This is a genomic window from Metapseudomonas resinovorans DSM 21078 (assembly GCF_000423545.1).
Lineage (GTDB): Bacteria > Pseudomonadota > Gammaproteobacteria > Pseudomonadales > Pseudomonadaceae > Metapseudomonas > Metapseudomonas resinovorans.
On sequence record NZ_AUIE01000022.1, the window covers coordinates 81,152 to 107,435 of the forward strand.

Annotated in this window: 21 protein-coding genes; 13 read left to right on the forward strand and 8 right to left on the reverse strand. The window is 63.0% G+C overall.

Annotated features, from left to right (window positions below; translation table 11 throughout):
• Nucleotides 1-214: 214 nt before the first annotated feature.
• The 4 genes from G559_RS0116195 to G559_RS0116210 all read left to right on the forward strand — a co-directional run bounded on the left by G559_RS0116195 (nucleotide 215) and on the right by G559_RS0116210 (nucleotide 6,056).
• Complete coding sequence (locus G559_RS0116195) at nucleotides 215-715, forward strand: sigma-70 family RNA polymerase sigma factor (RefSeq protein ID WP_028629242.1); 501 nt, start codon at nucleotides 215-217, stop codon at nucleotides 713-715.
• Entirely contained in the window at nucleotides 712-1,668 is a 957-nt protein-coding gene (locus tag G559_RS0116200; RefSeq protein ID WP_028629243.1) for a FecR domain-containing protein, read from the forward strand. Before G559_RS0116195 ends, G559_RS0116200 begins: the two co-directional genes overlap by 4 nt.
• 244 nt (nucleotides 1,669-1,912) lie before the next feature.
• Nucleotides 1,913-4,327: a TonB-dependent siderophore receptor gene (locus G559_RS0116205; RefSeq protein ID WP_028629244.1), complete on the forward strand. Its 2,415-nt coding sequence runs from the start codon at nucleotides 1,913-1,915 to the stop codon at nucleotides 4,325-4,327.
• Between the two features lie 466 nt (nucleotides 4,328-4,793).
• Nucleotides 4,794-6,056: an OprD family porin gene (locus G559_RS0116210; RefSeq protein ID WP_028629245.1), complete on the forward strand. Its 1,263-nt coding sequence runs from the start codon at nucleotides 4,794-4,796 to the stop codon at nucleotides 6,054-6,056.
• 531 nt (nucleotides 6,057-6,587) lie between these two features.
• Here the strand turns inward: G559_RS0116210 and G559_RS0116215 are convergent.
• From G559_RS0116215 to kdgD, 7 genes are all read right to left on the reverse strand, one after another.
• Nucleotides 6,588-7,526 (reverse strand): 2-hydroxyacid dehydrogenase, encoded by a 939-nt coding sequence (locus G559_RS0116215; RefSeq protein WP_028629246.1) that lies wholly within the window; start codon nucleotides 7,524-7,526, stop codon nucleotides 6,588-6,590.
• 28 nt (nucleotides 7,527-7,554) lie between these two features.
• Nucleotides 7,555-9,111 carry a galactarate dehydratase gene (gene garD / locus G559_RS0116220; protein WP_028629247.1) on the reverse strand — a complete coding sequence of 519 codons (1,557 nt, stop codon included), beginning with the start codon at nucleotides 9,109-9,111 and terminating at the stop codon, nucleotides 7,555-7,557.
• 145 nt (nucleotides 9,112-9,256) lie between these two features.
• Nucleotides 9,257-10,603 (reverse strand): glucarate dehydratase, encoded by a 1,347-nt coding sequence (gene gudD, locus G559_RS0116225; protein ID WP_036997486.1) that lies wholly within the window; start codon nucleotides 10,601-10,603, stop codon nucleotides 9,257-9,259.
• An 18-nt stretch (nucleotides 10,604-10,621) separates the two neighbouring features.
• On the reverse strand, nucleotides 10,622-12,067 hold the full coding sequence (locus G559_RS0116230; RefSeq protein ID WP_256658117.1) for an MFS transporter: 1,446 nt from the start codon (nucleotides 12,065-12,067) through the stop codon (nucleotides 10,622-10,624).
• 20 nt (nucleotides 12,068-12,087) lie between these two features.
• Nucleotides 12,088-13,359 (reverse strand): glucarate dehydratase family protein, encoded by a 1,272-nt coding sequence (locus tag G559_RS0116235; protein WP_028629250.1) that lies wholly within the window; start codon nucleotides 13,357-13,359, stop codon nucleotides 12,088-12,090.
• 92 nt (nucleotides 13,360-13,451) lie between these two features.
• Entirely contained in the window at nucleotides 13,452-14,894 is a 1,443-nt protein-coding gene (locus G559_RS0116240) for an aldehyde dehydrogenase family protein (RefSeq protein WP_028629251.1), read from the reverse strand.
• 21 nt (nucleotides 14,895-14,915) lie between these two features.
• Nucleotides 14,916-15,827 (reverse strand): 5-dehydro-4-deoxyglucarate dehydratase, encoded by a 912-nt coding sequence (gene kdgD, locus G559_RS0116245; protein WP_028629252.1) that lies wholly within the window; start codon nucleotides 15,825-15,827, stop codon nucleotides 14,916-14,918.
• A 377-nt stretch (nucleotides 15,828-16,204) separates the two neighbouring features.
• Here kdgD and G559_RS0116250 point away from each other — a divergent pair, with 377 nt between their 5' ends.
• The 6 genes from G559_RS0116250 to G559_RS0116275 all read left to right on the forward strand — a co-directional run bounded on the left by G559_RS0116250 (nucleotide 16,205) and on the right by G559_RS0116275 (nucleotide 21,900).
• Complete coding sequence (locus G559_RS0116250; protein ID WP_028629253.1) at nucleotides 16,205-17,026, forward strand: NAD-dependent epimerase/dehydratase family protein; 822 nt, start codon at nucleotides 16,205-16,207, stop codon at nucleotides 17,024-17,026.
• 51 nt (nucleotides 17,027-17,077) lie between these two features.
• The gene (locus G559_RS0116255) at nucleotides 17,078-17,974 is read left to right on the forward strand and encodes an SMP-30/gluconolactonase/LRE family protein (RefSeq protein WP_028629254.1); all 897 of its coding nucleotides are present in this window, start codon (nucleotides 17,078-17,080) and stop codon (nucleotides 17,972-17,974) included.
• Nucleotides 17,975-18,039: 65 nt separating this feature from the next.
• Nucleotides 18,040-19,011 (forward strand): TRAP transporter substrate-binding protein, encoded by a 972-nt coding sequence (locus G559_RS0116260; protein ID WP_028629255.1) that lies wholly within the window; start codon nucleotides 18,040-18,042, stop codon nucleotides 19,009-19,011.
• A 69-nt stretch (nucleotides 19,012-19,080) separates the two neighbouring features.
• A complete protein-coding gene (locus G559_RS0116265) occupies nucleotides 19,081-19,608 on the forward strand; it encodes a TRAP transporter small permease (protein ID WP_028629256.1) in 528 nt (175 codons plus the stop codon).
• Nucleotides 19,609-20,889 (forward strand): TRAP transporter large permease, encoded by a 1,281-nt coding sequence (locus G559_RS0116270; RefSeq protein ID WP_028629257.1) that lies wholly within the window; start codon nucleotides 19,609-19,611, stop codon nucleotides 20,887-20,889.
• A gap of 93 nt (nucleotides 20,890-20,982) precedes the next feature.
• On the forward strand, nucleotides 20,983-21,900 hold the full coding sequence (locus G559_RS0116275; protein ID WP_028629258.1) for an EamA family transporter: 918 nt from the start codon (nucleotides 20,983-20,985) through the stop codon (nucleotides 21,898-21,900).
• Between the two features lie 26 nt (nucleotides 21,901-21,926).
• On the opposite strand, the gene G559_RS0116280 is transcribed toward G559_RS0116275, so the two are convergent.
• Nucleotides 21,927-22,679, reverse strand: a complete 753-nt coding sequence (locus G559_RS0116280) for a FadR/GntR family transcriptional regulator (RefSeq protein ID WP_028629259.1) — start codon at nucleotides 22,677-22,679, stop codon at nucleotides 21,927-21,929.
• A gap of 121 nt (nucleotides 22,680-22,800) precedes the next feature.
• On the opposite strand from G559_RS0116280, the gene G559_RS0116285 reads away from it, so the two are divergent.
• The 3 genes from G559_RS0116285 (at nucleotide 22,801) to gapS4b (ending at nucleotide 26,161) form a co-directional block, all read left to right on the forward strand.
• The gene (locus tag G559_RS0116285) at nucleotides 22,801-23,679 is read left to right on the forward strand and encodes an aldose 1-epimerase (RefSeq protein WP_028629260.1); all 879 of its coding nucleotides are present in this window, start codon (nucleotides 22,801-22,803) and stop codon (nucleotides 23,677-23,679) included.
• A gap of 434 nt (nucleotides 23,680-24,113) precedes the next feature.
• Complete coding sequence (gapS4a, locus tag G559_RS0116290) at nucleotides 24,114-25,046, forward strand: GapS4a family protein (protein WP_155945729.1); 933 nt, start codon at nucleotides 24,114-24,116, stop codon at nucleotides 25,044-25,046.
• The gene (gene gapS4b, locus G559_RS0116295; protein WP_028629262.1) at nucleotides 25,043-26,161 is read left to right on the forward strand and encodes a GapS4b family protein; all 1,119 of its coding nucleotides are present in this window, start codon (nucleotides 25,043-25,045) and stop codon (nucleotides 26,159-26,161) included. The genes gapS4a and gapS4b overlap by 4 nt, the downstream gene beginning before the upstream one ends.
• The last annotated feature ends 123 nt before the right edge of the window (nucleotides 26,162-26,284 follow it).

Sequence of the window (26,284 nt, forward strand, 5' to 3'; positions counted from 1 at the left end):
CTGCGCTCTACGCCATCCTACGAACAGCCACTCGGCGCGCCCACGTAGGATGGGTCGTGCGGCGTTCCGCGAGCCTGCGAAACCCATCAGCGATTCCCCCCGCGAACCATTCCGGCAATGGTGCCGCCCCGGCACACGGCGCAGTTGCAAAAGCCTCGGCAGACGATGAAAATGCGATTAATTTTCATTTGTTATCGCATCTCGCGGCGGCCCCATGCCCTCTCCCCACATCACCCTCCAGGCGCTGTACAGCGAGCATCACGGCTGGCTGAAGAACTGGCTGCGCAGCAAGCTGGGCAATGCCGCCGATGCGGCGGACCTGGCCCAGGACACCTTCCTGCGCCTGCTGGGCAAGGGTGACAGCCTGGAGCTGCGCACGCCGCGCGCGTTCCTGCGCACCGTGGCGCGCGGCCTGGTGATCGACCACTGGCGCCGCGAAGAGCTGGAGCGCGCCTACCTGGAAGCCCTGGCACAGATCCCCGAGGCCGAAGCGCCCTCGCCTGAGGCGCGCGAGCTGATCCTCGAACTGCTGGAACGCATTGCGCTGATGCTCGACCGCCTCAAACCCAAGGCACGCACCGCCTTCCTGCTGGCCCAGTGCGAAGGCCTGACCCACAAGGAAGTCGCTGCGCGGATGGGTATTTCCCTGCGCTCGGTGGAGCGCTATGTGGCCGACGCCCTCTACCACTGCTACCTCCTGCGATTTGAAGAATGAACACCCACAGCCGGACCGTCGGCCCCAACGAACAGGTGGTGCGCCAGGCCATCCACTGGATGTTGCGTCTGCGCGACAGCGGCGATGCGGAACTGCAGCGAGCCTGCGAGCACTGGCGCGGGCAGGACGCCGACCACGAACTGGCCTGGCAACGGGTGCAACAGCTTGACCGCGAACTGGGCGTGGCAATGCCCGGTACCGGCTTGGTACTGGACAACGCCCGCGCAGGGCTGCGCCGCCGTCAGGCGCTGAAGCTGCTGTCCGGGGCGGCAGTCGGGGGCGCCGCCCTCTGGCTGACCCGCGACATCACGCCCTGGGAACGCCTCACCGCCGATCTGGCCACCGCCACCGGCGAGCGCCGTGGCCTGGCATTGGCCGACGGCAGCCTACTGCAACTGAACACCGATTCGGCTGTGGATATCCGCTTCGACTCGCAGCAACGGCTGGTCGAACTGCGGCGCGGTGAAATCCTCGTCAGCAGTGCCATCCAGGCCACGCCACTGCAGGTAGTCACCGCCCATGGCCTGGTGGAAGCCCAGGCCGCGCGCTTCGTGCTGCGCCAGGGCAAGGCCGCCTCACGCCTCAGCGTGCTGCAGGGCAGCGTGGCGCTGAACCCCTCCAACGGCCTGTCGAAGCAGGTCGTCGAGGCCGGCCAGAGCGTCGACCTGACCCGGGAAGGCATCCGCCCGGTGCAACAACTGGACTTCGAGGCCGGGGCCTGGGTCGACGGGCTGATCGTCACCCGCGACATGCGCCTTGCAGACCTCCTCGCCGAAGTCTCGCGCTATCGCCATGGCCGCCTGGCTTGCGCCGACAGCATCCGTGACCTGCGCCTCTCCGGCGTGTTCCGCCTGGACGACACCGACAAACTGCTGAGCCTGCTGCCACGCACCCTGCCGGTACATCTGCACTACCGCACCCGCTGGTGGGTGACGGTGGAGGCCAGGGCCTGAGCGTTCTGGCGAAGAACACACTGTGCAGGAGCTGCTTGCAACACGTGATGCAGACAGAACCGATTCATTCGCCATGAGGCCGACGGCCTTCCCGTCGAGGTTCCTTGGGGGGCAGCTGCGCCGCCCTTGGCGATTGAAATCGCCTCTACAGGTTTGACCTTCGAATTTTTTTGGCGGGTTTTTCCGCCTGGCCCGGCATGGGGAATGAATCCCATTAACCTTTGCCGCCTCCACGGATGTTTTCATGACCGCACCTCGCGCTTCCCACCTTGCCCTCGCCATTCGAGGCGCCTTGCTCTCCGCTGCCCTGGCTACCCCGCTGCTACCTGCTGGCGCCATCGCCGAGGAAGCGACCGTCGTCGCCAGCCGCAGCTACGCCATCCCCGCCGGCGCCCTCGACGAAGCGCTGAACCGCTTCGCCCGCGAAGCCGGCATCAACCTGTCCGCCACCCCGGCGCAAACCCGCGGCCTCAGCACCCAGGGCCTGAATGGTGCCTACTCGGCGCAAGCCGGCCTGGCGCGCCTGCTCGACGGCACCTCGCTGCAGGCGGAGAACCTCGGCGGCGGCAGTTTCGTGCTGCGCGACGTGCCGGCCGGCAGCGCACTGGAAGTGCCCAGCACCCAGGTGTTTGCCCTGGGCAATGCGCTGGGCAGCGAGGACGGTTACCTGGCCACCCACAGCCAGATCGCCACCAAGACCAGTAAATCGCTGATGGAAACCTCGCAGAGCGTTTCGGTGATCACGCGCGAGCAGATCGACGACCAGGGTTCGAAAACCGTCCAGCAATCCATGCGCTACACCCCCGGCATCTTCACCGGCCAGGTGGGCGCCTCGAACCGTTATGACTACGTGGTGATGCGCGGCTTCGCCGACAACAGCGTCGACAACATCTACCTCGACGGCCTGAAGACCATGGGCGACAGCGGCACCTTCAGCTCGATGCAGGTGGACCCGTACTTCCTGGAACGCATCGACGTACTCAAGGGACCGTCCTCGGTACTTTACGGCCGCAGCCTACCGGGCGGCCTGGTGGCGCTGACCAGCAAGAAGCCGCTCTATGAGGACTACCACCAGGTGCAGGCCACCGTCGGCAACATGAACCAGAAGGGCGTGGGCTTCGACTTCAGCGGCCCGCTGGATGACGAGAAGCGCATCGCCTACCGCCTGGTGGGGCTGGGCAAGGGCAATGACACCCAGTTCGACCACGCCAAGGAAGAGCGCTACGCCATCGCCCCGACCCTGGCCATCGACTTCAGCGAAGACACCACCCTGACCCTGCAAGGCTATCTGCAGCACGACCCGAACGGCGGTTACCACAGCGGAGTGCCGGCCGATGGCAGCCTGTACCAGCACAACGGCCGCCGCATCGACCGCGAGTTCTTCGACGGCGAACCGGGCCTGGACGACTTCGACCGCACCCAACGCATGTTCGGCTATCAGCTGGAACACCGTTTCAACGACGTCTGGACCGCCCGCCAGAACTTCCGCTACCTCTCCTCCGACGTCGATCTGTCCCAGGTCTACGGCTACCAGTGGACCGCGCAGGACAGCAACGAACTGAACCGCTACTTCTCCGGCGCCAGCGAGGCGCTCGAGGCGTACATCATCGACAACATGGTCCAGGCCGAATTCGACACCGGTGCAGCCCGCCACACCCTGCTGACCGGCCTCGACTACCAGCGCCGCAAAACCAAGGTGGACTGGACATCCGGCGTCTCGACGCCGCTCAACGCCTTCGACCCGGTGTACGGCAACGAGACCCTGACGTTCCTCACCGAAGACAACCACACCCGTCGCCTGGAACAGACCGGCCTGTACCTGCAGGACCTGATCGACCTCGACCAGTGGCGCTTCTCGCTGGGCATGCGCCAGGACTGGGTGGACGTCTCCGACGAAAACCGCACGGCCGGCACCAAGAGCGACGAGCAGTGGAGCAAGTTCACCGGCCGCGCCGGCGTGCTCTACCTCTTCGACAACGGCATCGCGCCCTACATCAGCTACTCCGAGTCGTTCAACCCGAACGCCTACTCGGACGCGGCCGGCAAGGCGCTGGAGCCCACCGAAGGCAAGCAGTGGGAAGCGGGTCTGAAGTTCCAGCCCGAAGGCAGCGCCAGCATGTACACCGCCTCGGTGTTCCATATCACCCAGCAGAACGTCGCTTCCAAGCTGCCGCAGGACAACTTCTACACCTCGGTGGGTGAGGTGCGCTCCAAGGGCATCGAGCTGGAAGCCCACACCCAGGTCACCGAGAACTTCAAGGTCCTGGCCAACTACACCTACACCGACATCACCTACGCCAAGGCGCTGGACGGCAACCAGGGCAACACCCCGAACCAGGCGCCCGAGCACATGGCCTCCATCTGGGGTGACTACCACTTCAACGCCGGCACGCTCGACGGCCTGCGCACCGGCCTCGGCGTGCGCTACGTCGGCAAGACCTGGGCGGACAAGGAAAACACCCTGCACGTACCCTCCTACACCCTGGTGGATGCCCTTATCGGCTACGACCTGGGCAAGCTGGGCATGAAGGGCCTGGACCTCAGCCTGAACGCCAACAACCTGCTGGACGAAGACTACGTGGCGTCCTGCTACAGCCTCGACTTCTGCTACTTCGGCGAGAAACGCAACGTGACCGCCACCCTCAGCTACCAGTTCTGACAGCGTGACAGGAAGCCGGGCCGATCTATCGGCCCGGCCTATCGCGTCGTTATCGTACAACCCCGCAAATACCACTTTTCCCCTTCCGCCCTTATCCATTGGACTAAAGCCGTATTCGCGTTGACAACGGCAAAGCCAGATGTTGATAATCCGGCCAATGTTGTACGACAACGTATGACAAAAATAACAACAAGACTTCATACAGGGCTCGACCATGACCCTTCACGCCCCAGGCTTCACCACGCCATGCAGTGCCGGCCCCCCCTCGCCGGACCATCCCCCATTCCCTGATTCGCGCCATGACAGCATCCAGCGGATTCGCCGACGGCTAGCCGCGGCTGATGGCTGGCCACCCGGCCAGATAGCGCCCTGAGTCCAGGGCTTCACGATGCCCCCGCCATGTCGATGTGCGCTTGCCGCGCGCAGGGGGCCGGCTCAACCCAAAAAAACCCGGAGCACAACAACAATGATCCTCCGCACCGCCCTCCACTCCACCGTCGTAGCGGCCGGCAGCCTTGCCTGCGGCCTCGCCTTGCTGCCCGCCAGCGTCCAGGCCGCCGGCTTCGCCGAAGACGCCAAGGTCGGCCTGAACCTGCGCAACTTCTACATCAACCGCAACTTCGTGAACCCGACCTACCCTCAGGGCAAGGCCGAGGAATGGACCCAGAGTTTCATCCTCGATGCCAAGTCCGGCTTCACCGAAGGACCGGTGGGCTTTGGCGTCGACATGCTCGGCCTGCTCTCGGTCAAGCTCGATGGCGGCAAGGGCACCCGCGGAACCCAACTGCTGCCGGTGCATGACGACGGCCGCCCCGCCGACGACTTCGGCCGCCTGGCCATGGCCGGCAAGATGCGCGTCTCCAAGACCGAGTTGAAGGTCGGCGAGTGGATGCCGGTGCTGCCGATCCTGCGTTCCGACGACGGCCGCTCCCTGCCCCAGACCTTCCAGGGCGGCCAGGTGACTTCCCAGGAAATCGACGGCCTGACGCTGTATGGCGGCCAGTTCCGCCAGAACAGCCCGCGCAACGACGCGAGCCTGGACGATATGTCCATGAACGGCCGCGCGGCCTTCACTTCGGATCGTTTCAACTTCGCTGGCGGCGAATACGCCTTCAACGAGAAGCGCACCCTGGTTGGCCTGTGGTACGCCGAACTGGAAGACATCTACGAGCAGCAGTACCTGCAAGTGATGCACAGCCAGCCTGTCGGTGACTGGACCCTGGGCGCCAACCTTGGCTACTTCAACGGCAAGGAGAACGGCAGCGCCCTGGCCGGTGACCTCGACAACCGCACCTGGTCGGCCCTGCTGTCGGCCAAGTACGGCGGCAGCACCTTCTATGTCGGCCTGCAGAAAGTCAGCGGCGACGATGCCTGGATGCGCGTCAACGGCACCAGCGGCGGCACCCTGGCCAACGACAGCTACAACTCCAGCTACGACAACGCCAAGGAAGAGTCCTGGCAGGTACGCCACGACTACAACTTCGCCGCCGTCGGCGTTCCCGGCCTGACCCTGATGAACCGCTACATCAGCGGCGACAACGTGCATGTGGGCAGCGTGACCGACGGCAAGGAATGGGGTCGTGAGACCGAACTCGGCTACACCGTGCAAAGTGGCGCCCTCAAGGCGCTCAACGTGAAGTGGCGCAACGCGAGCATTCGCCGCGACTTCAGCAACAACGAGTTCGACGAGAACCGTCTGATCATCAACTATCCGTTGTCGATCCTCTGATGCGCCAACCGGGGTGGGGAAGGCTCCCTTCATCCCGGCTTTCCTCAAGGCACCTTCGGGTGCCTTTTTTGTCCCTGCGTCCTGACCCCGTTGGTGACGATGCGTTGGCCTGTAGGGTCGAATTCATTGGCTGTGTCTGCGTTAGCTGTTGCGAGAGATTGACCATCGGGCCAAGAGCCTTGTAGGAGCTGGCTTGCCAGCGAAACGCGGCCATTCGCTGGCAAGCCAGCTCCTACGGGCAATGCAGCTGCCTACAACACGTCATGCAGACATAGCCAATTCATTCGCCATGCGGACCGCAGGTTGGCGCCCGGCCCATCCTGCGAGCTGCTCTGAGCGCGGACTGCCCTCACCCCTCTCCCAAAGGTAGAGGGGACCGTCCGCGCACACGAAAAAAATCGGCGCACTCGTGGTGCGCCGTCACTGCGAATCTGCAGCTCAATTTCGTGGGAGGAAACGGCGTCCGGCTTGTGGCCGGGGCCGCATAGTGGGGCCGCCCGACGCGACCACCGCTATGGGGAGCGGGCGAGTTCAGACCACCGGGGTCAGCACCTCGCCCTTGTCGAGGAATGCCCGCAGGTTGGCGAACACCAGTTCTTCCATCTGCAAGCGGGTATCACGGGTGCCGCTGCCGACATGCGGCGCCAGCACCACGTTGTCCAGTGCGAAGAGTGCCTCGGGCACATGGGGCTCGGACTCGAACACATCCAGCCCGGCACCGCCCAGACGGCCTTCGGCCAGAGCGGCAACAAGCGCCGGCTCGTCCACCACCGAACCCCGGGCAACGTTGATGAGGATGCCCTCCGGCCCCAGGGCCTCCAGCACCGCGGCAGAGATCAGGTGATGTGTGGCAGTGCCCCCGGGGCAGGTCAGCACCAGGAAGTCCGCCCAGCGGGCCAGCGCCAGCAGGTCCGGCTCGAAACCGTAGGGGGCGTCTGCGTCCGGTCGACGGTTGTGGTAGCGCACCAGCATGTCGAAGCCCTCCGCGCGGCGCGCGACATCCTTGCCGATGCGGCCGAGGCCGACGATGCCCAACCGCTTGCCGCTGACCTTGCGCGCCAGGGGGAAGTTGCCAGCCGGCCAAAGACCGGCACGCACGAAACGATCCGCCGCGCTGATGTGCCGCGCGCAGTCGATCAGCAAGCCCATGGCCAGGTCGGCCACGCAGCCGTTGAGCACGTCCGGCGTGGAGCTGACCTGGATGCCACGCTGGCGCGCCGCATCGATGGCGATGGCGTCGTAGCCGACACCGAAACTGCAGATGGCGCGCACATTGGGCAGGCGCTCGAGCATGGCGGCGGAGCAGCCGAAGCGCGCCGAGGTGACCACCACCTCGAACGCGGTGCCGTGCGCATCGAGAAAGGCCAAGGCATCGTCCTGCTGCCACAGCGGCACGGCGTCATGCTCATTGGCCAGGCGCTGGTTGAAGCGCTCGGTCAGCGGGCCGACGTGGAGGATCTTGGGTTCCATCCGGAATCTCCGATACGACGCCGGTAACTCAGGTCACCGGCGCGGGGTTGAACAGGGTCAGGTCGTTGTGCAGCCGGTGCTTCTCCGCCCAGGTGTGCTCACGACCGCTGGCCACGTCCAGGTAGTAGCGGAACAACTCCCAGCCCATTTCTTCCAGGGTGACACGCCCAGAAGTAATACGACCTGCATCGACGTCGATCAGGTCGGGCCAGCGCTCGGCCAGTTGGGTGCGCGTGGAGACCTTGATCACCGGCACCATGGACAGGCCGTAGGGGGTGCCACGGCCGGTGGTGAACACGTGCAGGTTCATGCCGGCGGCCAGTTGCAGGGTGCCGCAGACGAAGTCGCTGGCCGGGGTCGCGCAATACTGCAGGCCCTTGCCGCGCACGCGCTCGCCCGGAGCGACGACGCCGGCGATGGCGCTGTTGCCGGATTTGGCGATGGAGCCCATGGCCTTTTCGACGATGTTGTTCAGGCCGCCCTTCTTGTTGCCGGGCGTGGTATTGGCGCTGCGGTCGGCCATGCCTCGGGCGAGGTAGCGGTCGTACCAATCCATCTCCCGCACCAGCGCCTGGGCCACTTCGGGGGTCGCCGCACGCGGGGTGAGCAGGTGGATGCCGTCGCGCACTTCGGTGTTTTCCGAAAACATCACGGTGGCACCGGCGCGCACCAGCAGGTCAGCGGCCACGCCCAGGGCCGGGTTGGCGGTGACGCCGGAGAAGGCATCGCTGCCGCCACACTGCATGCCCAGCACCAGCTCGGACGCGGGGCAGGTTTCCCGGCGGCGCTGGTCGAGGACCTTCAGGCGGTCCTCGATCATGCCCATGATCTGCTCGACCATGCCGGCAAAACCGCTGGCCGAATCCTGCAGGCGGAACAGCCAGACTTCCTCGTCCTGGCCGGCGGTGAGTTCGTCGCCCGGCATCAGTTGCTCGGCCTGCAGCTTCTCGCAGCCAAGGCCGATGACCAGCGCCTGGCCGCCAAGGTTGGGGTTGCGCGCAATGTTGTGCAGGGTGCGGATCGGGATCACCGCATCCGGTGCATTGATCGCCACGCCGCAGCCATAGCTGTGGGTCAGTGCGACCACATCATCGACATTGGGGTACTTCGGCAGGACTTCCTTGCGCACGCGGTCGACGCAGTGGTCGAGCACCCCGGTGACGCACTGCACGGTGGTGGTGACGCCGAGGATATTGCGGGTACCGACACTGCCGTCCGGGTTGCGGAAGCCTTCGAAGGTGTAGCCGGAAAGCTCCGCCATGGGCGGCGGCACGGCGGTGGCCATGGGCAGGTTTTCCAGCCCCGGCGCTTCGGGAATGCTCAGCAGTTCCTCGCGTACCCAACTGCCACGGGGAATGGGCTTCAAGGCATGGCCGATCACGGTGCCGTAGCGCAGCACGGCGCCGCCAGCAGGAATGTCCACCAGGGTGACCTTGTGGCTCTGGGGAATGGCTTCACGGGTGACCAGGCCATCGGGAAACTGGCCGCCCTCCGCCACGCCCTGCTCGTTGATCACGATGGCGACGTTGTCGTCCGGGTGCAGGCGCACATGGCGGGGCGAGTCCTGGTGTTGGATCAACTGCATGGCTGACTCCGTTGTTCTGAGTTCAGGCATCGACGGTGGGCTGAAGCCCACCCTACGGCACTGACTGCGTTGTTGTTCTGTTGTCCATACGTCTGACCGGCGCACGGGTGGACATGAAGGGCGATGTCCACCCTACGAGTCTGCTTCAACGCACCAGGCAGGGGCGCTTGTTGTTGAAGGTCCAGTTCGGCACGAGGTACTGCATGGCGATGGCGTCGTCACGCGCGCCCAGTCCCTTGGACTTGTACAGCGCGTGGGCCTTGGCCAGTTCGTACATATCCAGTTCGACACCCAGGCCCGGCTTCTGCGGCACCGCGACCTTGCCGCCCTTGATGCGCAGCGGCTCCCTGGTCAGGCGCTGGCCGTCCTGCCAGATCCAGTGGGTGTCGATGGCGGTGATCTTGCCCGGCGCCGCCGCGGCGACGTGGGTGAACATCGCCAGGGAAATGTCGAAGTGGTTATTGGAGTGCGAGCCCCAGGTCAGGCCCCAGTCGTTGCACATCTGCGCGACGCGCACCGAGCCCTGCATGGTCCAGAAGTGCGGGTCGGCCAGGGGGATATCCACAGACTGCAGGGAAATGGCGTGGCCCATCTGGCGCCAGTCGGTGGCGATCATGTTGGTGGCGGTGGGCAGGCCGGTGGCGCGGCGGAACTCGGTCATCACCTCGCGGCCGGAGTAGCCGTTCTCGGCGCCGCAGGGGTCTTCTGCGTAGGCCAGCACAGGGTGCTGGTCGCGGCACAGCCTGATGGCGTCCTTCAGGGACCAGGCCCCGTTGGGGTCGAGGGTGATGCGCGCCTCGGGGAAGCGCTCGGCCAGTGCGGTGACCGCCTCGATTTCCGCTTCGCCGCGCAGGACGCCGCCCTTGAGTTTGAAGTCGTTGAAGCCATAGCGGGCATGTGCCGCCTCGGCCAGGCGCACGACCGCTTCCGGGGTCAGCGCCTCCTCGTTGCGCAGGCGGAACCAGGCATCATCGGCGTCCGCTTCGCTGCGGTAGTCGAGCTCGGTCTTGTTGCGGTCGCCGACATAGAACAGGTAGCCGAGCATCTCCACTTCGTCGCGCTGCTGGCCTTCGCCGAGCAGGGCGGCCACCGGCACTTCCAGGTGCTGGCCGAGCAGGTCGAGCAAGGCAGCCTCCAGGGCAGTGCCGGCATGGATGGCGATGCGCAGGTCGAAGGTCTGCAGGCCGCGGCCACCGGAGTCACGGTCGGCAAAGGCCTGGCGCACCTGGTTGAGGAGCCGCTGGTAGTTGCCGATGGACTGGCCCACCAGCAACGCGCGGGCGTCTTCCAGGGTCTGGCGAATGGCTTCGCCGCCGGGCACCTCGCCTACGCCTACATGGCCGGCGTTGTCCTTGAGGATCACCACGTTGCGGGTGAAGTACGGAGCGTGGGCGCCGCTGAGGTTGAGCAGCATGCTGTCCTGACCGGCCACCGGCACGACGGTGAGCTCGGTGATGCGCGGGGTGCTGCTGGGCAGTTGGTGCTGAGTCATCTTGCTGTCCTTCTCGGGTTAACGGGCCGGGCTGGCGGCGGTTGTCTCGGTAGCGGTCGCCGTGGCGCCGGCTTCAGGCTTTTCGCCCTTGAGTTCGACACGCTTGATCTCGCCGACGATGAACAGGTAGCTGAACGCGGCGAGGAAGGCGTTGATGCCGACGAACACCAGGGCCCACTTGAAGGAGCCGGTGGCGGCGATGATGTAGCCGATGACGATCGGGGTGGTGATCGACGACAGGTTGCCGCAGGTGTTGAAGATGCCACCGGACAGGCCGGCGATCTGCCTGGGCGCGGTATCCGACATCACCGCCCAGCCGAGGGCACCGATGCCCTTGCCGAAGAAGGCCACGGCCATGAAGCCCACCACCATCCAGTCGGCGTCCACGTAGTTGCAGAGGATCATGGTCATGGACAGCAGCATGCCGCCAACGATCGGCGTCTTGCGCGCCACGCTGAGGGAATGGCCACGGCGCAGCAGCCAGTCGGAGATCACCCCGCCGAGCACGCCACCAATGAATCCGCAGATGGCCGGCAGGGAGGCGATGATGCCCGCCTTGAGGATGGTCATGCCGCGCTCCTGCACCAGGTACACCGGGAACCAGGTGAGGAAGAAGTAGGTGAGCGCGTTGATGCAGAACTGGCCCAGGTAGATGCCGGCCATCATGCGGTTACTGACCAGTTGCCTGATGTGCTCCCATTTCGGCCCGTTGCCCGGCAACTTGCGGTTCTGGTCCATGTCCACCAGGGCGCCGTTGGCGGCGATGTGGTCGATCTCCGCCTGGTTGGCCAGCGGGTGTTCCTTGGGGTTGTAGATGAACTTCAGCCAGACCCCGGAGAACAGGATGCCGATCACCCCCATGACGATGAACACGTGTTCCCAGCCGAAGCTGTGGACGATCCAGCCCATCAGCGGGGCGAAGAGCACCGTGGCGAAGTACTGGGCGGAGTTGAACACGGCAGATGCCGTACCGCGCTCGGCAGTGGGGAACCAGGCGGCGACGATGCGCGCGTTGCCGGGGAAAGACGGCGCCTCGGCAAAGCCAACCAAAAAGCGCAGCATGAACAGGGTCACCACCGACCAGGCCACCGGCACTGTGTCGACGAAGCCCTGCAACAGGGTGAACACCGACCAGGTGAAGATGCTGAAGGCGTAGACGCGCTTGGAGCCGAAGCGGTCCAGCAGCCAGCCGCCAGGAATCTGGCCGAGCACATAGGCCCAACCGAAAGCGGAAAATATGTAGCCGAGCATGACGGCATCGATGCCGAGCTCCTTCTGCATCGCGGAGCCGGCGATGGAGATGGTGGCGCGGTCGGCATAGTTGATCGTGGTCACCAGGAACAGCATGAGCAGGATCAGGTAACGCACACGGGTTTGCTTCATCACTTCGCCCATGGTTCTTCTCTCTGAATTGTTCTTGTCGAAGAGCTCGCGCGGATTTGGCGCGCGAGTGTCGTGTTGCATTCCGCAGGGAGCGGACGGGGTCAGAACCTCGGCTTCCTGATTTTCCAGGCCGGGTCGTATTTGCGCATCTGCCGCGCGTCGTCGCGACTTCGGATATCGATGGAGAGGTACTGTTCGTGGAGTTTGGCCAGTTGATCCTGATCCAGTTCCACGCCTAGGCCCGGTGCTCGGGTGAGGCGTACGCAGCCGTCCTGGATCGGCAGCTTGCCGCCCTTGATGACCTCCTCGTCCTCTTCCTGCCACGGGTAATGCGTATCGCAGGCGTAGGTAAGGTTGGGCACCGAGGCCGCCACGTGGGCCATGGCCATCAGGCTGATGCCCAGGTGCGAGTTGGAGTGCATCGACAGGCCGAGGCCGAAGGTGTCGCACATCCGCGCCAGCGCCTGGGTATCGCGCAGGCCGCCCCAATAGTGGTGGTCGGCAAGAACGATCTGCACGCTGTTCAGCGCGACGCTACGACGGAACTCGTCGAAGTCGGTGACCACCATGTTGGTGGCCAGCGGCAGGCCGGTGCGCTCGTGCAGTTCGGCCATGCCGTCGAGGCCGGGGGTCGGGTCTTCGTAGTACTGCAGGTCATCGCCCAGTAGCTCGGCCATGCGCAGCGCCGTTTCCAGCGACCAGTTGCCGTTGGGGTCGATGCGCAGCGGGTGGTCGGGGAAGGCCTTCTTCAGCGCCTTGATGCAGGCGACTTCGTGCTCGGGCTCCAGTGCCCCAGCCTTCAGCTTGATGCTCTTGAAGCCGTGGGCTTCGATCATCCGCGCGGCCTGGGCGACGATCTGCTCCTCGCTGAGGGCTTCGCCCCAGGAATCCGGCGCGTAAGGCGCGTCGATGTGCTTGGCGTACTTGAAGAAGAGGTAGGCGCTGAAGGGCACTTCAGTGCGAATGGCGCCGCCCAGCAGGTCCACCAGGGGCATGTTCAGCGAGCGGGCTTGCACGTCGAGGAAGGCGACCTCGAACGCGGAATAGGCGTTGGCCACCTGCTTGCTGGGGTGGGAGCCAGGTGCCAGTTCCGCACCGGCTTCGGCCGGCCCGAGGCGGGCGACGGTCTGGATGACGCGGGCACGCAGGCCGTTCAGGTCGAACGCGTCCAGCCCGACCAGGCTGTCCTGCATGGCCTGCAGCACGGCCAGCACCGGTGCATCGCCATAGCTTTCGCCAAGGCCGATGTAACCGTTGTCGCTTTCCACTTCGATGATCGAGCGCAGCGCGAAAGGTTCGTGGATACCGCTGGCGTTCAGCAGCGGCGCATCGCGGAAGGCGATGGGGGTGACTCTGACTCGTTTGATCTTCACGAGCGATTCCTACCTGTGCTTGTTGTTGTACCGGTAGTCCCTGTTGAGGCTCGGGGGCAGGACCTGCCCCCGAGTCGTCCTGCTGCGTCGGATCAACCCCCGATGTAGGTGGTCTTCACCGTGGTGTAGAACTCCTGGGCGTAGCGACCCTGTTCGCGCGGGCCGTAGGATGAGCCTTTGCGACCACCGAACGGCACGTGGTAATCCACCCCGGCAGTGGGCAGGTTGACCATGACCATTCCGGCCTGGGCGTGGCGCTTGAAGTGGTTGGCGTACTTCAGCGAGGTGGTGGCGATACCGGCGGACAGGCCGAACTCGGTATCGTTGGCCAGCGCCAACGCCTCATCAAAGCTGGCCACGCGGATGACGTTGGCCACCGGACCGAAGATTTCCTCTCGGCTGATGCGCATGCCCGCCTCGCTGTCGGCGAACAGCGCAGGCGCCATGAAGTAGCCGTCGGTGTCGCAGCTCACCCGCTCGCCACCGGCCACCAGGCGCGCGCCTTCGTCGCGGCCGATGTCGATGTAGCGCAGGTCCTGCTCCAGCTGGGCCTGGGACACCACCGGGCCGATATCGATGCCGCTGAGGAGCGCATGGCCGACGCGAATCGAGCGCATGCGTTCAGCCATGGCTTCGACGAAACGGTCGTGGATCCCGGCGGTGACGATCAAGCGGCTGCTGGCGGTGCAGCGCTGGCCGGTGGAGTAGAAAGCACTCTGCACGGCGAGCTCGACGGCGGTCTTGAGGTCGGCGTCATCGAGGATCACCTGCGGATTCTTGCCCCCCATCTCCAACTGCACCTTGGCGCCACGGGCGACGCAGGCGGCGGCGATATTGCGGCCGACGCCGACGGAACCGGTAAAGCTGATGCCGTCGACGCGCGCGTCATTGACCATGGCTTCGCCGACCACGCGGCCACTGCCCATCACCAGGTTGAACACGCCGGCGGGGAAGCCTGCGCGGGAGATGATTTCCGCCAGCGCCCAGGCACTGCCGGGCACCAGGTCGGCGGGCTTGAACACCACGCAGTTGCCGTAGGCCAGCGCCGGGGCGATCTTCCAGGCCGGAATGGCGATGGGGAAGTTCCAGGGCGTGATCAGGCCGATCACGCCCAGGGGTTCGCGGGTGACTTCCACCGATACACCGGGCCGTACCGAGGGCACCACTTCGCCGGACAGGCGCAGGCACTCGCCGGCGAAGAACTTGAAGATATTGCCGGCGCGGCTGACCTCGCCGATGGCTTCGGGCAGGGTCTTGCCCTCTTCCCGCGCCAGCAGGGTGCCCAACTCCTCGCGGCGGGCGAGGATCTCGCTGCCCACCTTGTCGAGCGCATCGGCGCGCGCCTGGATACCGGAAACGGACCAGGCCGGGAACGCCGCGCGGGCGGCTTCGATGGCCTGGGCCACCTGGGCGGCGTCGGCCTGGGCGTATTCGCCCAGGCAGTCGGAGAGGTCGGAGGGGTTGATGTTGCGCGAGTAGCCGTTGCCAGCCACCCACTCCCCACCTATGTAGTTATCGAAGCGTTTGTCAGTCACGAGCCTTCTCCTGGTTGCGGATCACTGCGCGCCCTGGGCGTCGATCAGCGCGGCGAGACGCTCGTACTCGTCCGGCAGCAAGTCGGTCAGCGGTGCGCGGACCGGGCCGGCGTCATAACCGGCGATTCGCGCGCCGGCCTTGACGATGCTGACGGCATAGCCCGCGCGGCGGTTGCGGATTTCCAGGTAGGGCAGGAAGAAGTCGTCGATCAGCTTGCCGACGGTTTCGTGGTCGTCGCGAGCGATGGCGTTGTAGAAGTCCATCGCGGTCTTCGGGATGAAGTTGAACACCGCAGAGGAATACACCGGCACGCCAAGTGCCTTGTAGGCGGCGGCATAGACTTCGGCGGTGGGCAGGCCGCCCAGGTAGCTGAAGCGATCGCCGAGGCGACGGCGGATGGCGACCATCAGTTCGATGTCGCCCAGGCCGTCCTTGTAGCCGATCAGGTTCGGGCAGCGCTCGGCCAGTTGCTCCAGCAGCGCCGGGGTCAGGCGGCAGACGTTGCGGTTGTAGACCACCACGCCGATGTTCACCGATTTGCAGACCTGCTCGACATGAGCGGCCACGCCTTCCTGGCTGGCTTCGGTCAGGTAGTGCGGCAGCAGCAGCAGGCCTTTGGCGCCGAGGCGCTCGGCTTCCTGGGCGTACTGGATCGCCTGACGGGTGGGACCGCCGACGCCGGCGAGGATCGGGACGCTGCCGGCGCAGGTGTCGACGGCAGTCTTGATGACGGCGGAGTACTCGTCCGGCGCCAGGGAGAAGAATTCACCGGTACCGCCCGCGGCGAAGAGCGCCGAAGCACCGTAAGGCGCCAGCCATTCCAGGCGACGGGCATAGGTGTCGGCGCGGAAGTTGCCGGCAGCGTCGAAGTCCGTAACGGGGAAGGACAGCAGGCCGGAGGAGAGGATGGACTTGAGTTCTTGTGGATTCATTATTCGAGCACCCTGCGAAGCGGTTTGAGTTGAGCCGGCAATCCGGCTTGAGAGATACGTTATCGTACAACTCAAAAGATTGCCAACCCCACTCATCCCTCCGTTCGCTCTTCGCCCGCTTTCGACCAACGGTAGCCAACTGCCTCTGGACAAATGCTATCGACCCACAACCGCCATTCCAGAGCCATCGCACCAAAACAGGGCTTCATCAGATGACAATGCTGGCGGACTGCAGACCGCGCCAAGCCGTCCTCTTTCCACGCAATTTTCCACCTATGTCGCGTTGACAACGCCAAGAAGCCCTGTTGATAATTCGGACAAGTCATACGACAACATATGACAACCCTTCTAATAACAACAACGGAAAGGCCAGAGACATGACCCCTTCCCAATCCGCATCACCATGCCTCAAGCGCATCCTGCTCACCGGTGCCGCCGGCGGCCTCGGCAAAGTCCTGCGCGAGAACGTCCGCCCCTTCGCCGAAGTGCTGCGACTGTCCGACATCGCACCGATGGCACCCGCCACGGGGCCTCATGAAGAAGTGATTCCCTGCGACCTCGCCGATAAATCGGCGGTAGATGCCCTGGTGCAAGGCGTCGACGCCATCCTGCACTTCGGTGGCGTGTCGGTGGAGCGACCCTTCGAGGAAATCCTCGAGGCCAATATCCGCGGGGTGTTCCATATCTATGAAGCCGCGCGCCGCCATGGCGTGAAGCGTGTGATCTTCGCCAGCTCCAACCATGTGATCGGCTTCTACCGCCAGGACGAACACATCGACGCCGCCTGTGCTCGCCGCCCGGACGGCTATTACGGCCTGTCCAAGTCCTATGGCGAGGACGTTGCGAGCTTCTACTTCGATCGCTACGGCATCGAGACGGTGAGCATCCGCATCGGCTCCTCGTTCCCCGAGCCGCAGAACCGCCGGATGATGTCCACCTGGCTGAGCTATCGCGATCTCACCCAACTGATCGGCAAGGCACTGTTCACCCCCAACGTCGGCCACACCGTGGTCTACGGCATGTCCGACAACAAGGACGTGTGGTGGAACAACCATCTCGCCAGCCATCTCGATTACAGCCCCCAGGACAGTTCCGAGCCCTTCCGCGCCAAAGTCGAAGCGCAGCCAGCGCCGGCTGCGAACGACCCGGTAGCGGTCTACCAGGGTGGAGCCTTCGTCGCCGCCGGGCCATTCGAATGACCGACACCTGCTCCTGACACGCACGGCCAACAAGAACAAGAGATCCACGCCATGCAAGCCGAACTGATTCTGGATGCCCGAAACGGCACGGGTGAAAGCCCCGTGTGGCACCCGCAGGAACAGGCCCTCTACTGGGTCGACATTCCGGCGCGCCGACTGCACTGCTGGAGCGCCCGGGACGGCGCCAGCCGCAGCTGGCAGGCCGACGAAATGATCGCGTGCATCGCCCGGCGCAGCGACGCCCTGGGCGGTGGCTGGATCGCCGGTATGCAGAGCGGACTGTTCCACCTGCTGCCCGACGCCAATGGCGGCATTCGGAGTGAGCGCCTGACCCGCGTGGAACATGCTCGGCCGCAAATGCGCTTCAACGACGGCCGCTGCGACCGCCAGGGGCGCTTCTGGGCCGGCACCATGTTGCTCGACATGAGCGCCGGTGCCCGGGTCGGCGCGCTCTACCGCTTCGATGGCGAAGCGGGACCGCTGCAGGTGCGCCTGGATGACTTCATCGTGCCCAATGGCCTGGCCTTCAGCCCGGATGGCACCCGTATGTACCTCTCCGACTCGCACCCGCAGGTGCAGACCATCTGGGCCTTCGACTACGACATCGACACGGGCACGCCCTATAACCGCCGCGTGTTCGTCGACATGCACGAATTCCCTGGCCGACCCGACGGTGCAGCCGTGGACGAGGACGGCTGCTACTGGATCTGCGGCAACGATGCCGGCCTGGTGCACCGCTTCACGTCCGATGGCCGCCTTGACCGCTCCCTTGCCGTACCAGTGAAGAAGCCGGCGATGTGCGCCTTTGGCGGCCCGGGCCTCGACACCTTGTTCGTCACCTCCATCCGTCCGGGCGGCGTCGAGCTCTCGGACCAGCCCCTGGCCGGTGGCGTATTCGCCTTGCGGCCCGGGGTGAAAGGCCTGGAGGAACCGCTGTTCCGGGGCTGAGCCCCAATCGCTGTACCGAAGTTCGCTGGATCGAAACCAAACAAAAACAAGACCGGAGTTTCATCATGAACCTGAAACGCAAGCTGCTCCTCGCCGCCCTGCCCTTCGCCTTCAGCCTGGCCGGGCCGGCACACGCCCTCGATATCAAGTTCGCCGAGATCCACCCGGCCGGGTATCCGACCGTGGTTGCCGAACAGCACCTGGGCAAGAAGCTGGAAGAAGCCAGCAACGGTGAAATCACCTTCAAGATGTTCGCCGGCGGCGTGCTCGGCTCCGAGAAGGAAGTGGTCGAGCAACTCCAGATCGGTGCCATCCAGATGGCCCGCGTCAGCCTCGGCATCGTCGGCCCGGTCGTACCGGACGTGAACGTCTTCAACATGCCCTTCGTGTTCCGCGATCAGGCGCACATGCGCAAGATCATCGACGGCGAGATCGGCCAGGAGATCCTCGACAAGATCACCCACTCCGAATTCAACCTGGTGGCCCTGGCCTGGATGGATGGCGGCACCCGCAACCTCTACACCAAGGAGCCGGTGCGCAGCATCCAGGACCTGCAAGGCAAGAAGATCCGCGTGATGGGTAACCCGCTGTTCATCGAGATGATGAACGCCATGGGTGGCAACGGTATCGCCATGGATACCGGCGAGATTTTCAGCGCCCTGCAGACCGGCGTCATCGATGGTGCCGAGAACAACCCGCCGACCATGCTGGAACACAACCACTTCCAGAACGCCAAGTACTACACCCTCACCGGCCACCTGATCCTCCCCGAGCCGGTGGTGATGTCCAAGACCACCTGGGAAAAGCTCACCCCCGAGCAGCAGGCCCTGGTGAAGAAGGTGGCCCGCGAAGCGCAGATGGAAGAGCGCGCGCTGTGGGACGCCAAGTCCGCCGCCAGCGAAGAAAAGCTCAAGGCCGCAGGCGTGGAGTTCATCGCCATCGACAAGAAGCCCTTCTTTGACGCAACCGCCCCGGTTCGGGAGAAGTACGGCGCGCAATACGCTGACCTGATGAAGCGCATCGCCGAAGTCCAGTAACGCCGACTCAACACTCTGAATAACGTCGCGGTGGGCGCCAGCGCTCCGCCGCGATGTCGGTGACGCACCATGAAAGACACCCTGTTGCGCTTCAACGACGGCCTTTACATGACCTGTATCTGGGTCGCTGGCCTGGCCGTCGCCACCATGTCGCTGATCATCCCCTGGGGCATCTTCGCCCGTTACGTGCTGGGCACGGGCTCGAGCTGGCCCGAGCCGGTCGCCATCCTGCTGATGGTGGTCTTCACCTTCGTCGGCGCCGCCGCCAGCTACAGGGCCGGCGCGCACATGGCGGTGAGCATGGTCACAGACCGCCTCCCGCCACACGTGAAGCCGCTCGTCTCGGTACTGGTGCAGGTGCTGATGGCGCTGATCTGCCTGTTCATGACCGTCTGGGGCACAAAGCTTTGCCTCACCACCTGGAACCAGTTTGTCGCCGCCCTCCCGGACCTGCGGGTAGGCATGACCTACGCCCCCATTCCCATTGGCGGCGTGCTGACCCTGATTTTCGTTCTCGAGAAGCTCCTGCTGGGCGACCAGAGCCACCGCCGCGTGGTGCAGTTCGACCTGGTGGAAGAAAACGAAGGAGCCGCGTAAATGGATGCGTTCATCCTCCTGGGCAGTTTCATCCTGCTCATCCTCCTCGGCATGCCGGTGGCCTATGCCTTGGGCCTGTCCGCCCTGATCGGCGCCTGGTGGATCGACATCCCGCTGCAGGCGATGATGATTCAGGTCGCCGGCGGCGTTAACAAATTCTCCCTGCTGGCAATTCCCTTCTTCGTGCTGGCCGGCGCCATCATGGCCGAGGGCGGCATGTCACGGCGCCTGGTGGCCTTCGCCGGGGTGCTGGTGGGCTTCGTGCGCGGCGGCCTGTCGCTGGTCAACATCATGGCCTCGACCTTCTTCGGCGCCATCTCCGGCTCTTCGGTCGCCGACACCGCCTCGGTGGGCTCGGTGCTGATCCCGGAAATGGAACGCAAGGGCTACCCGCGTGAGTTCTCCACGGCAGTGACGGTAAGCGGCTCGGTGCAAGCCCTGCTGACGCCGCCCAGCCACAACTCGGTGCTCTACTCGCTCGCTGCCGGCGGCACCGTCTCCATCGGCGCGCTGTTCATGGCCGGGGTGATGCCGGGCCTGCTGCTCTCCGCGGTGATGATGGTGCTGTGCCTGATCTTCGCGAAGAAACGCAACTACCCCAAAGGCGAGGTCATCCCGCTGCGCCAGGCGCTGAAGATCGCAGGTGAAGCCCTCTGGGGCCTGATGGCAATGGTGATCATCCTTGGCGGCATTCTCTCCGGGGTGTTCACCGCTACCGAGTCGGCGGCCATCGCGGTGGTCTGGTCGTTCTTCGTGACCATGTTCATCTACCGCGACTACAAATGGCGCGACCTGCCCAAGCTGATGCACCGCACGGTGCGGACCATCTCCATCGTGATGATCCTCATCGCCTTCGCCGCCAGCTTCGGCTACATCATGACGCTGATGCAGATCCCCGCGAAGATCACCACGCTGTTCCTGACCCTGTCGGATAACCGCTACGTGATCCTCATGTGCATCAACGCCATGCTGCTGCTGCTGGGCACGGTAATGGACATGGCGCCGCTGATCCTCATCCTCACCCCGATCCTGATGCCGGTGATCACCGACATCGGCGTCGACCCGGTGCACTTCGGCATGATCATGCTGGTGAACCTGGGCATCGGCCTGATCACTCCGCCAGTGGGTGCGGTACTCTTCGTCGGCTCGGCCATCGGCAAGGTCAGCATCGAGAGCACGGTGAAGGCGCTGCTGCCTTTCTACGCGGCGCTGTTCCTGGTACTGATTGCGGTGACCTACATTCCCGCCATTTCCCTCTGGCTGCCGAGCGTCGTGCTCTGATCCACCCCGGCGGGCCGCGACCGCGGCCCGCCCTTCCTCCTCCAGAAGAACGGCCCTGCGTCGTCCGGAGACTCAACCACACGGACCGTTGCCATGCCTGCCGCCACACCCACCTTGTTCCCACGGCACATTGCCGTCCTGCTCCTGGCCTTTCTGGCCTGCGCCTTCGCGGGCAATCACATCGCCGCCCGCATCGCCTTCGACGACGACACCGGATTGCTGCTGGCGATTCTCTGCCGCTCAGGCGTGGCCATGCTGGTGCTGACCGGCATCGTCCTGTGGCAGCGCCAGCCCCTCGGCCTGCCGGCCGGAACCCGTCGCTGGCAATTGCTGCTGGGACTGCTGATCGCGACCCAGAGCCTGTGCCTTTACTCGGCAGTGGCACGCATCCCGGTGGCCCTGGCGCTGCTGGTGGGCAACACCTTCCCGATCGTCCTGGCCCTGCTCACCTGGGCTCTCGGCGGCGGCGCGCCGACGCGGCGCAACGCATCGCTGATGGGGCTGATCCTGCTCGGCCTGGTCTTCGCCCTCGACGTTCCGGCGCGCCTGGGCGCAGCCGAAGGCGCCGGTGCGCAATGGACGCTGGGGGTGACGTTGGCCTTTTGCGCGGCTTGTGCCTTTGCCTGTGCGCTGTGGATAACCGACCACAAGCTGGCCGCCCTGCGCGGTCCGGTACGCAGCATGCTGACGCTGATGATCGTGTTCTGCAGCATGGCCGTGGCCGGCTTGAGCGGGCTGGTACCGGGCGGGATGACAACACCCGCCAGCGGAACGGGCTGGACCGCGCTCGGCATCCTGGTACTGCTCTACGGCAGCGCATTCTCGGTGCTGTTCGTCAGCGTGCCGCGCCTGAACATGCCGCAGAACGCACCGGTGATGAACGTCGAGCCCATCGCCACGCTGCTGTTCGGCTGGGTGCTGCTGGATCAGGTACTGAGCGGGATGCAGCTGCTCGGCGGCGCCATAGTCGTCACCGGTATCGTGCTGCTGACCTATCGGAAGGCTGCCTGAGCGCCATGCACGCCCAGGCGGATGGTTCAGGCTTCCTGCTGTTCCCGCTCAGCCTCTTCATGGGCCTGGCGCAGCCGTTCGCGGCTGTTGGTCAGGTGCAGGCGCATGGCCGCACGGGCCGCTTCGGCGTCCTGGCGGGCGATGGCTTCGTAGATTTCTTCGTGTTCGCGGCTCAGCCGGGCCAGGTAGTGCTGCTGATCATCGTGGGCGATGCGCGCCGAATTGAGCCGGGTCCGCGGAATGATGCTGGTACCCAGGTGGGTCATGATGTCGGTGAAGTAGCGGTTGCCAGTGGCCAGGGCGATCTGCAGGTGGAACTGGAAGTCCGAGGCCACTGCATCGGTGCGATGGGCGGCTTTGTGGAAGGTGTCCAGCGCCTCGCGCATGGCGGCCAACTGCTCTGCCGAACGCCGCTGGGCGGCAAGGCCGGCGGATTCGACCTCAAGACTGATGCGCAGCTCGAGGATGGCCACTACATCACGCAGGGTGACGATGGTCGCCGGATCGATACGAAAACCCATGGGGCTCGGCGTATCCAGCACGAAGGTGCCGATGCCGTGACGGGTCTCCACCAGGCCTGCCGCCTGCAAGCGCGAGATGGCCTCCCGCACCACCGTGCGGCTGACGCCCTGGGCCTCCATGATGGCCGACTCGGTGGGCAGCTTTTCACCCCGCTTGATCACACCGTCCTGGATCTGCTGGGAGAGTTCGCTCACCAACTCCTGGGCCAGGCTGCGGTGCTTGCGGCGCGGGCGCTGCTGGGCGCTTGGGTTGTCCATGTCGACTCTCGATCTCGGCGGAAACTGATTGCCCATCATAGCCCAGCAGGTTGTACGATGACACTCATCTGCAGCGACGCCCGGACCTTTCCACTCAGTCCTACATCCCGGTAAGCAGATGATGACCATCCCCCTGCTCACACTCGAAGACCGCCTCACCCGACTGACACTGGCTCCAGAGCTGGGTGGCGCCATCGCCAACTGGCAGTTGTTGGAGAATGGCCAGCCATTGCTGCGTCCTGCCGACGCCCACGCCCTGGCCGCCGGCACACCTCGGCGCCTGGGTTGCTACCCGCTGGCGCCCTGGTCCAACCGTATCGGCAGTCGCGGCTTTGCCCTGCCGGGCGGCTGGCTGGCCCTGGAACCGAATACGGCCACCGATCCCTACCCGATCCATGGCAGCGCCTGGCAGCAGCCCTGGACCCTGCTGGAGCAGCGCGACGGATGGATTCGTCTGGGACTGGAGAGCCGGCAACCCTTCGCCTACCGGGCCGAGCAGCTGTTCCGCCTGGACGAAGGATGCCTGGAGATCCGGCTGCAGGTCGTCCACCTCGACGACCGCCCCACCTGGCATGGATTGGGCCTGCACCCCTACTTTCCGCGCACGGCAGGCACAGGATTGCAGGCACGGGCAGAGTCGGCCTGGCTATGCGGCGACGACAAGCTGCCCACGGCGCAGGTCGCCCTGCCGCACCAATGGAACTTCGCAACCGCTGCAGCACTGCCGGATACGCCTGTGGACAACGGCTTCAGCGACTGGCCAGGGCAATGCAGCATCCTCCAGCCAGACCTCGGCTACCGGTTGGACTGCAGCGCCAGCGGCTGCGAGACCTTCTTGCTGTTCTGCCCGCAGGGACAAGACTTCTTCTGCTTCGAACCGGTGACCCATCCGGTCAACGCCCACCACCTGGAAGGCCGGCCGGGGCTGCGCCTGCTGGCTGCCGGTGAATCGCTTGCGATCACCTGGCGCATGGCGGTCAGTCCGTACACGGGCGCCTGAAACGAAAAAGGCGCAGCCCGGGGGCTGCGCCTTTGTCTGTTCGCTTACGCGATTCGACTAGAACGGTAATGCATACCTTGCAGTAACAAGAGCCAGCGAGTGAGTGAGTGAGACAGCTCTAGATAGCGCCATGGCGATAGCCAGCCATTCTACGCGCAATAAAACGTAAAATATTTAGTAAATTTTAAGGCGAGTTTCCAACGAGTTGCCTCAAAAACTTTACAACCTGCCCGCCCTGCTGCAATTGAGGCCCTGCGATCAAAAACCTAAGGCTTTCCTGCTGAGGAGTCTCTGGACAGAGCACAGAGGAGGCCGTAGCGTTTGAGGCAAGCGGGCCAATGATGAGCCTGTTCTCTTACAATTGATACACCTGCGTTCGCCTGCCTTCACGTGGACGAACAGGGGTGCCGCTAGGGCAAAAAAAGGGACTTGTGATGGGTGAGTGGTCTAAAAAGCTTGGTGAGCATGGTGAGGATATTGTTGAAGCTCTCATGGATCTAATAGGTTGGAAATCCCCCTTGAAGGGCACCGACTTAGATTGTGTTAAACCGACAATCCATGGCTCATCTGATAAACCTAGGCGCACTCACGGCGTCGACTTCATTTTCTCCTGCATATCTCCGCTAGAAGACAATGTATTAAAACATCTGCTGATATCTTCAAAATTCAAAGCGGATCCGTATCCCCCATCCCCAACGAGTATCTTCAAAGATCACTTCATAGATATAGCTATGGCCCTAGAGTGCTTCAAGCGGTCTAGCATGAGAAGGCAAATCAACTCTGGATACCAGCAAGTAAGTTCAGACTCAATTTCCGGCGTCCTTTTTTGGTTAAGCGGCACCGACGACACAAATGCAGACATCGTCCAAAAAGTAGCCAACGCCAGAGGACTGGACGATTTCGCTTACGGCACGATATATGTAATCGACAACTATCGCGCAAGCTTTCTATTCGACAGCATAAGCCATGTCAACGGAAAGTACGGAACCAACAACGTAAAGTTTGTTTACCCTTCCACGGGGAAAAACATCAGCGCAACTAGCAGAATTACGACCGGAAAAGTTCTTCCGCCCGAATTCATAAATAGCGGAATAATTCCATTCTACGCGAACGTATCAGGCCAGAAAACTCTAATAATCTGTTGCCAAGACACCTTTAACGAGGACGCCTTTAGGCGACTCATAGGGTTCTCCATCACCATTGCACTAGAATTTCCAGACAAGATATCGCTTGCCTTCCCAGACTACGACTTTGTCAAGCACAAAGAGATTGTTGACATTACAAAGCTTACTTTGGCCGACAAAGAATTTGCCAGCATAGTAGAAGTTTCCTCCTACCAAAAGGACTTTAGAGGAATAGCAGAATGACAGCCCAGCAAGTAGACTCAATTCTGCCCCAAGGGGAAGCACTTCGCACATACCTTTCCCAACCATACATTGGCAAAGGGGACTTAAAAAATATCCTAAGAAATCGTGGAGTCTTCCTTTCCGAGCAGGAAAAAGAGCAAAGCATCCCAGCACTTACCTTGACTTTGATCAGGCCCAGCGAATTTACTGAACTGCAACTGGCCTACACCTCAAAAGAAGACAATCCAAAGATCACAACCCAAACAATAAAGTGGCAAGGGAATTCATCTCTAATTGATAGCATCCCTGATGAAATCAACATAAACAAGATACTCGACCTGGATTTCGAGAACTTCAAGGTATTGGGCGCGCCAAATTTCTATCCAATAAACGGAAATCTAGACGCAATAAGAATGGACTTTACAGTCGAACGTCTAGATCGCTCAAAAAGCTGGGCTGAAGACCGTAAGAACTTCAAAGCATCAATAGAGATCAAGAAGAGCCATTCCCAAGATGAACTGATAATCATCAGCACACATACTGCGCCAGAAACAAAAACAACCAACAAGGCCATTTCGAAGCACCTAATTAGCCACTTCAAGTCAAAAAATCAAATTGACGAAAATGAAAAAATTCGACCAATACGGTTTGGGGATTTCACCAATGAAAACAGATTCATATATCTCCTAGGCCTAACCAAAGACAGCCGACTGGTAACCCTTTCATTTGTTGAAATTGTCGATATTGGCTTGGCACCTGACGTAGATAGAACCCTACCTTCTGACCTTGAATGGATGAAGGAGCGCATAAAAAGCCTAGACCTTAAGGGAATTAGCCTGGAAGAATCTGAGTTCTTATCGAACCCAGCATATCGTCCGTGCCTCTACCTACACCGCCTAGATGCTAAATTCCGCTTTAGCACATCTGCCCTTGATGGCGAGTGCGTAATTTCACTTGGATTCCCTGAGTTCTCTGCCGGGCAAAATAAAGATAGCGAAATTGAATTGAGAATCAAGAGTATTACATTCGACACCATCCAAAGAGGAATGGACAAGAATGATGCAAAAGAAACAATTCTGAGAGAGCTTGAATTTGAAAAAATTGAAACCTTTAAAAAGCTTTCAATAAACACCTAGAAAGCCTTACATACAGAGCAAGAACCAGCACTGTTAAACCATGCGCCTTCAGCAATCGCCTCGCGAAAGATAACCGAGGCGATTGATTTAGCATATACTGCATTACAGCCAGAACTACCAACA

Excerpts from the sequence above, each read along its gene's own strand:
- G559_RS0116230 (WP_256658117.1), bottom strand. The coding sequence starts at position 12,067 with ATGCAACACGACACTCGCGCGCCAAATCCGCGCGAGCTCTTCGACAAG.
- G559_RS0116205 (WP_028629244.1), top strand. The coding sequence starts at position 1,913 with ATGACCGCACCTCGCGCTTCCCACCTTGCCCTCGCCATTCGAGGCGCC.
- kdgD (WP_028629252.1), bottom strand. The coding sequence starts at position 15,827 with ATGAATCCACAAGAACTCAAGTCCATCCTCTCCTCCGGCCTGCTGTCC.
- G559_RS0116270 (WP_028629257.1), top strand. The coding sequence starts at position 19,609 with ATGGATGCGTTCATCCTCCTGGGCAGTTTCATCCTGCTCATCCTCCTC.
- G559_RS0116215 (WP_028629246.1), bottom strand. The coding sequence starts at position 7,526 with ATGGAACCCAAGATCCTCCACGTCGGCCCGCTGACCGAGCGCTTCAAC.
- gapS4b (WP_028629262.1), top strand. The coding sequence starts at position 25,043 with ATGACAGCCCAGCAAGTAGACTCAATTCTGCCCCAAGGGGAAGCACTT.
- G559_RS0116255 (WP_028629254.1), top strand. The coding sequence starts at position 17,078 with ATGCAAGCCGAACTGATTCTGGATGCCCGAAACGGCACGGGTGAAAGC.
- G559_RS0116195 (WP_028629242.1), top strand. The coding sequence starts at position 215 with ATGCCCTCTCCCCACATCACCCTCCAGGCGCTGTACAGCGAGCATCAC.
- G559_RS0116275 (WP_028629258.1), top strand. The coding sequence starts at position 20,983 with ATGCCTGCCGCCACACCCACCTTGTTCCCACGGCACATTGCCGTCCTG.
- G559_RS0116280 (WP_028629259.1), bottom strand. The coding sequence starts at position 22,679 with ATGGACAACCCAAGCGCCCAGCAGCGCCCGCGCCGCAAGCACCGCAGC.
- G559_RS0116210 (WP_028629245.1), top strand. The coding sequence starts at position 4,794 with ATGATCCTCCGCACCGCCCTCCACTCCACCGTCGTAGCGGCCGGCAGC.
- garD (WP_028629247.1), bottom strand. The coding sequence starts at position 9,111 with ATGCAGTTGATCCAACACCAGGACTCGCCCCGCCATGTGCGCCTGCAC.
- gapS4a (WP_155945729.1), top strand. The coding sequence starts at position 24,114 with ATGGGTGAGTGGTCTAAAAAGCTTGGTGAGCATGGTGAGGATATTGTT.
- gudD (WP_036997486.1), bottom strand. The coding sequence starts at position 10,603 with ATGACTCAGCACCAACTGCCCAGCAGCACCCCGCGCATCACCGAGCTC.
- G559_RS0116265 (WP_028629256.1), top strand. The coding sequence starts at position 19,081 with ATGAAAGACACCCTGTTGCGCTTCAACGACGGCCTTTACATGACCTGT.
- G559_RS0116250 (WP_028629253.1), top strand. The coding sequence starts at position 16,205 with ATGACCCCTTCCCAATCCGCATCACCATGCCTCAAGCGCATCCTGCTC.
- G559_RS0116200 (WP_028629243.1), top strand. The coding sequence starts at position 712 with ATGAACACCCACAGCCGGACCGTCGGCCCCAACGAACAGGTGGTGCGC.
- G559_RS0116260 (WP_028629255.1), top strand. The coding sequence starts at position 18,040 with ATGAACCTGAAACGCAAGCTGCTCCTCGCCGCCCTGCCCTTCGCCTTC.
- G559_RS0116285 (WP_028629260.1), top strand. The coding sequence starts at position 22,801 with ATGACCATCCCCCTGCTCACACTCGAAGACCGCCTCACCCGACTGACA.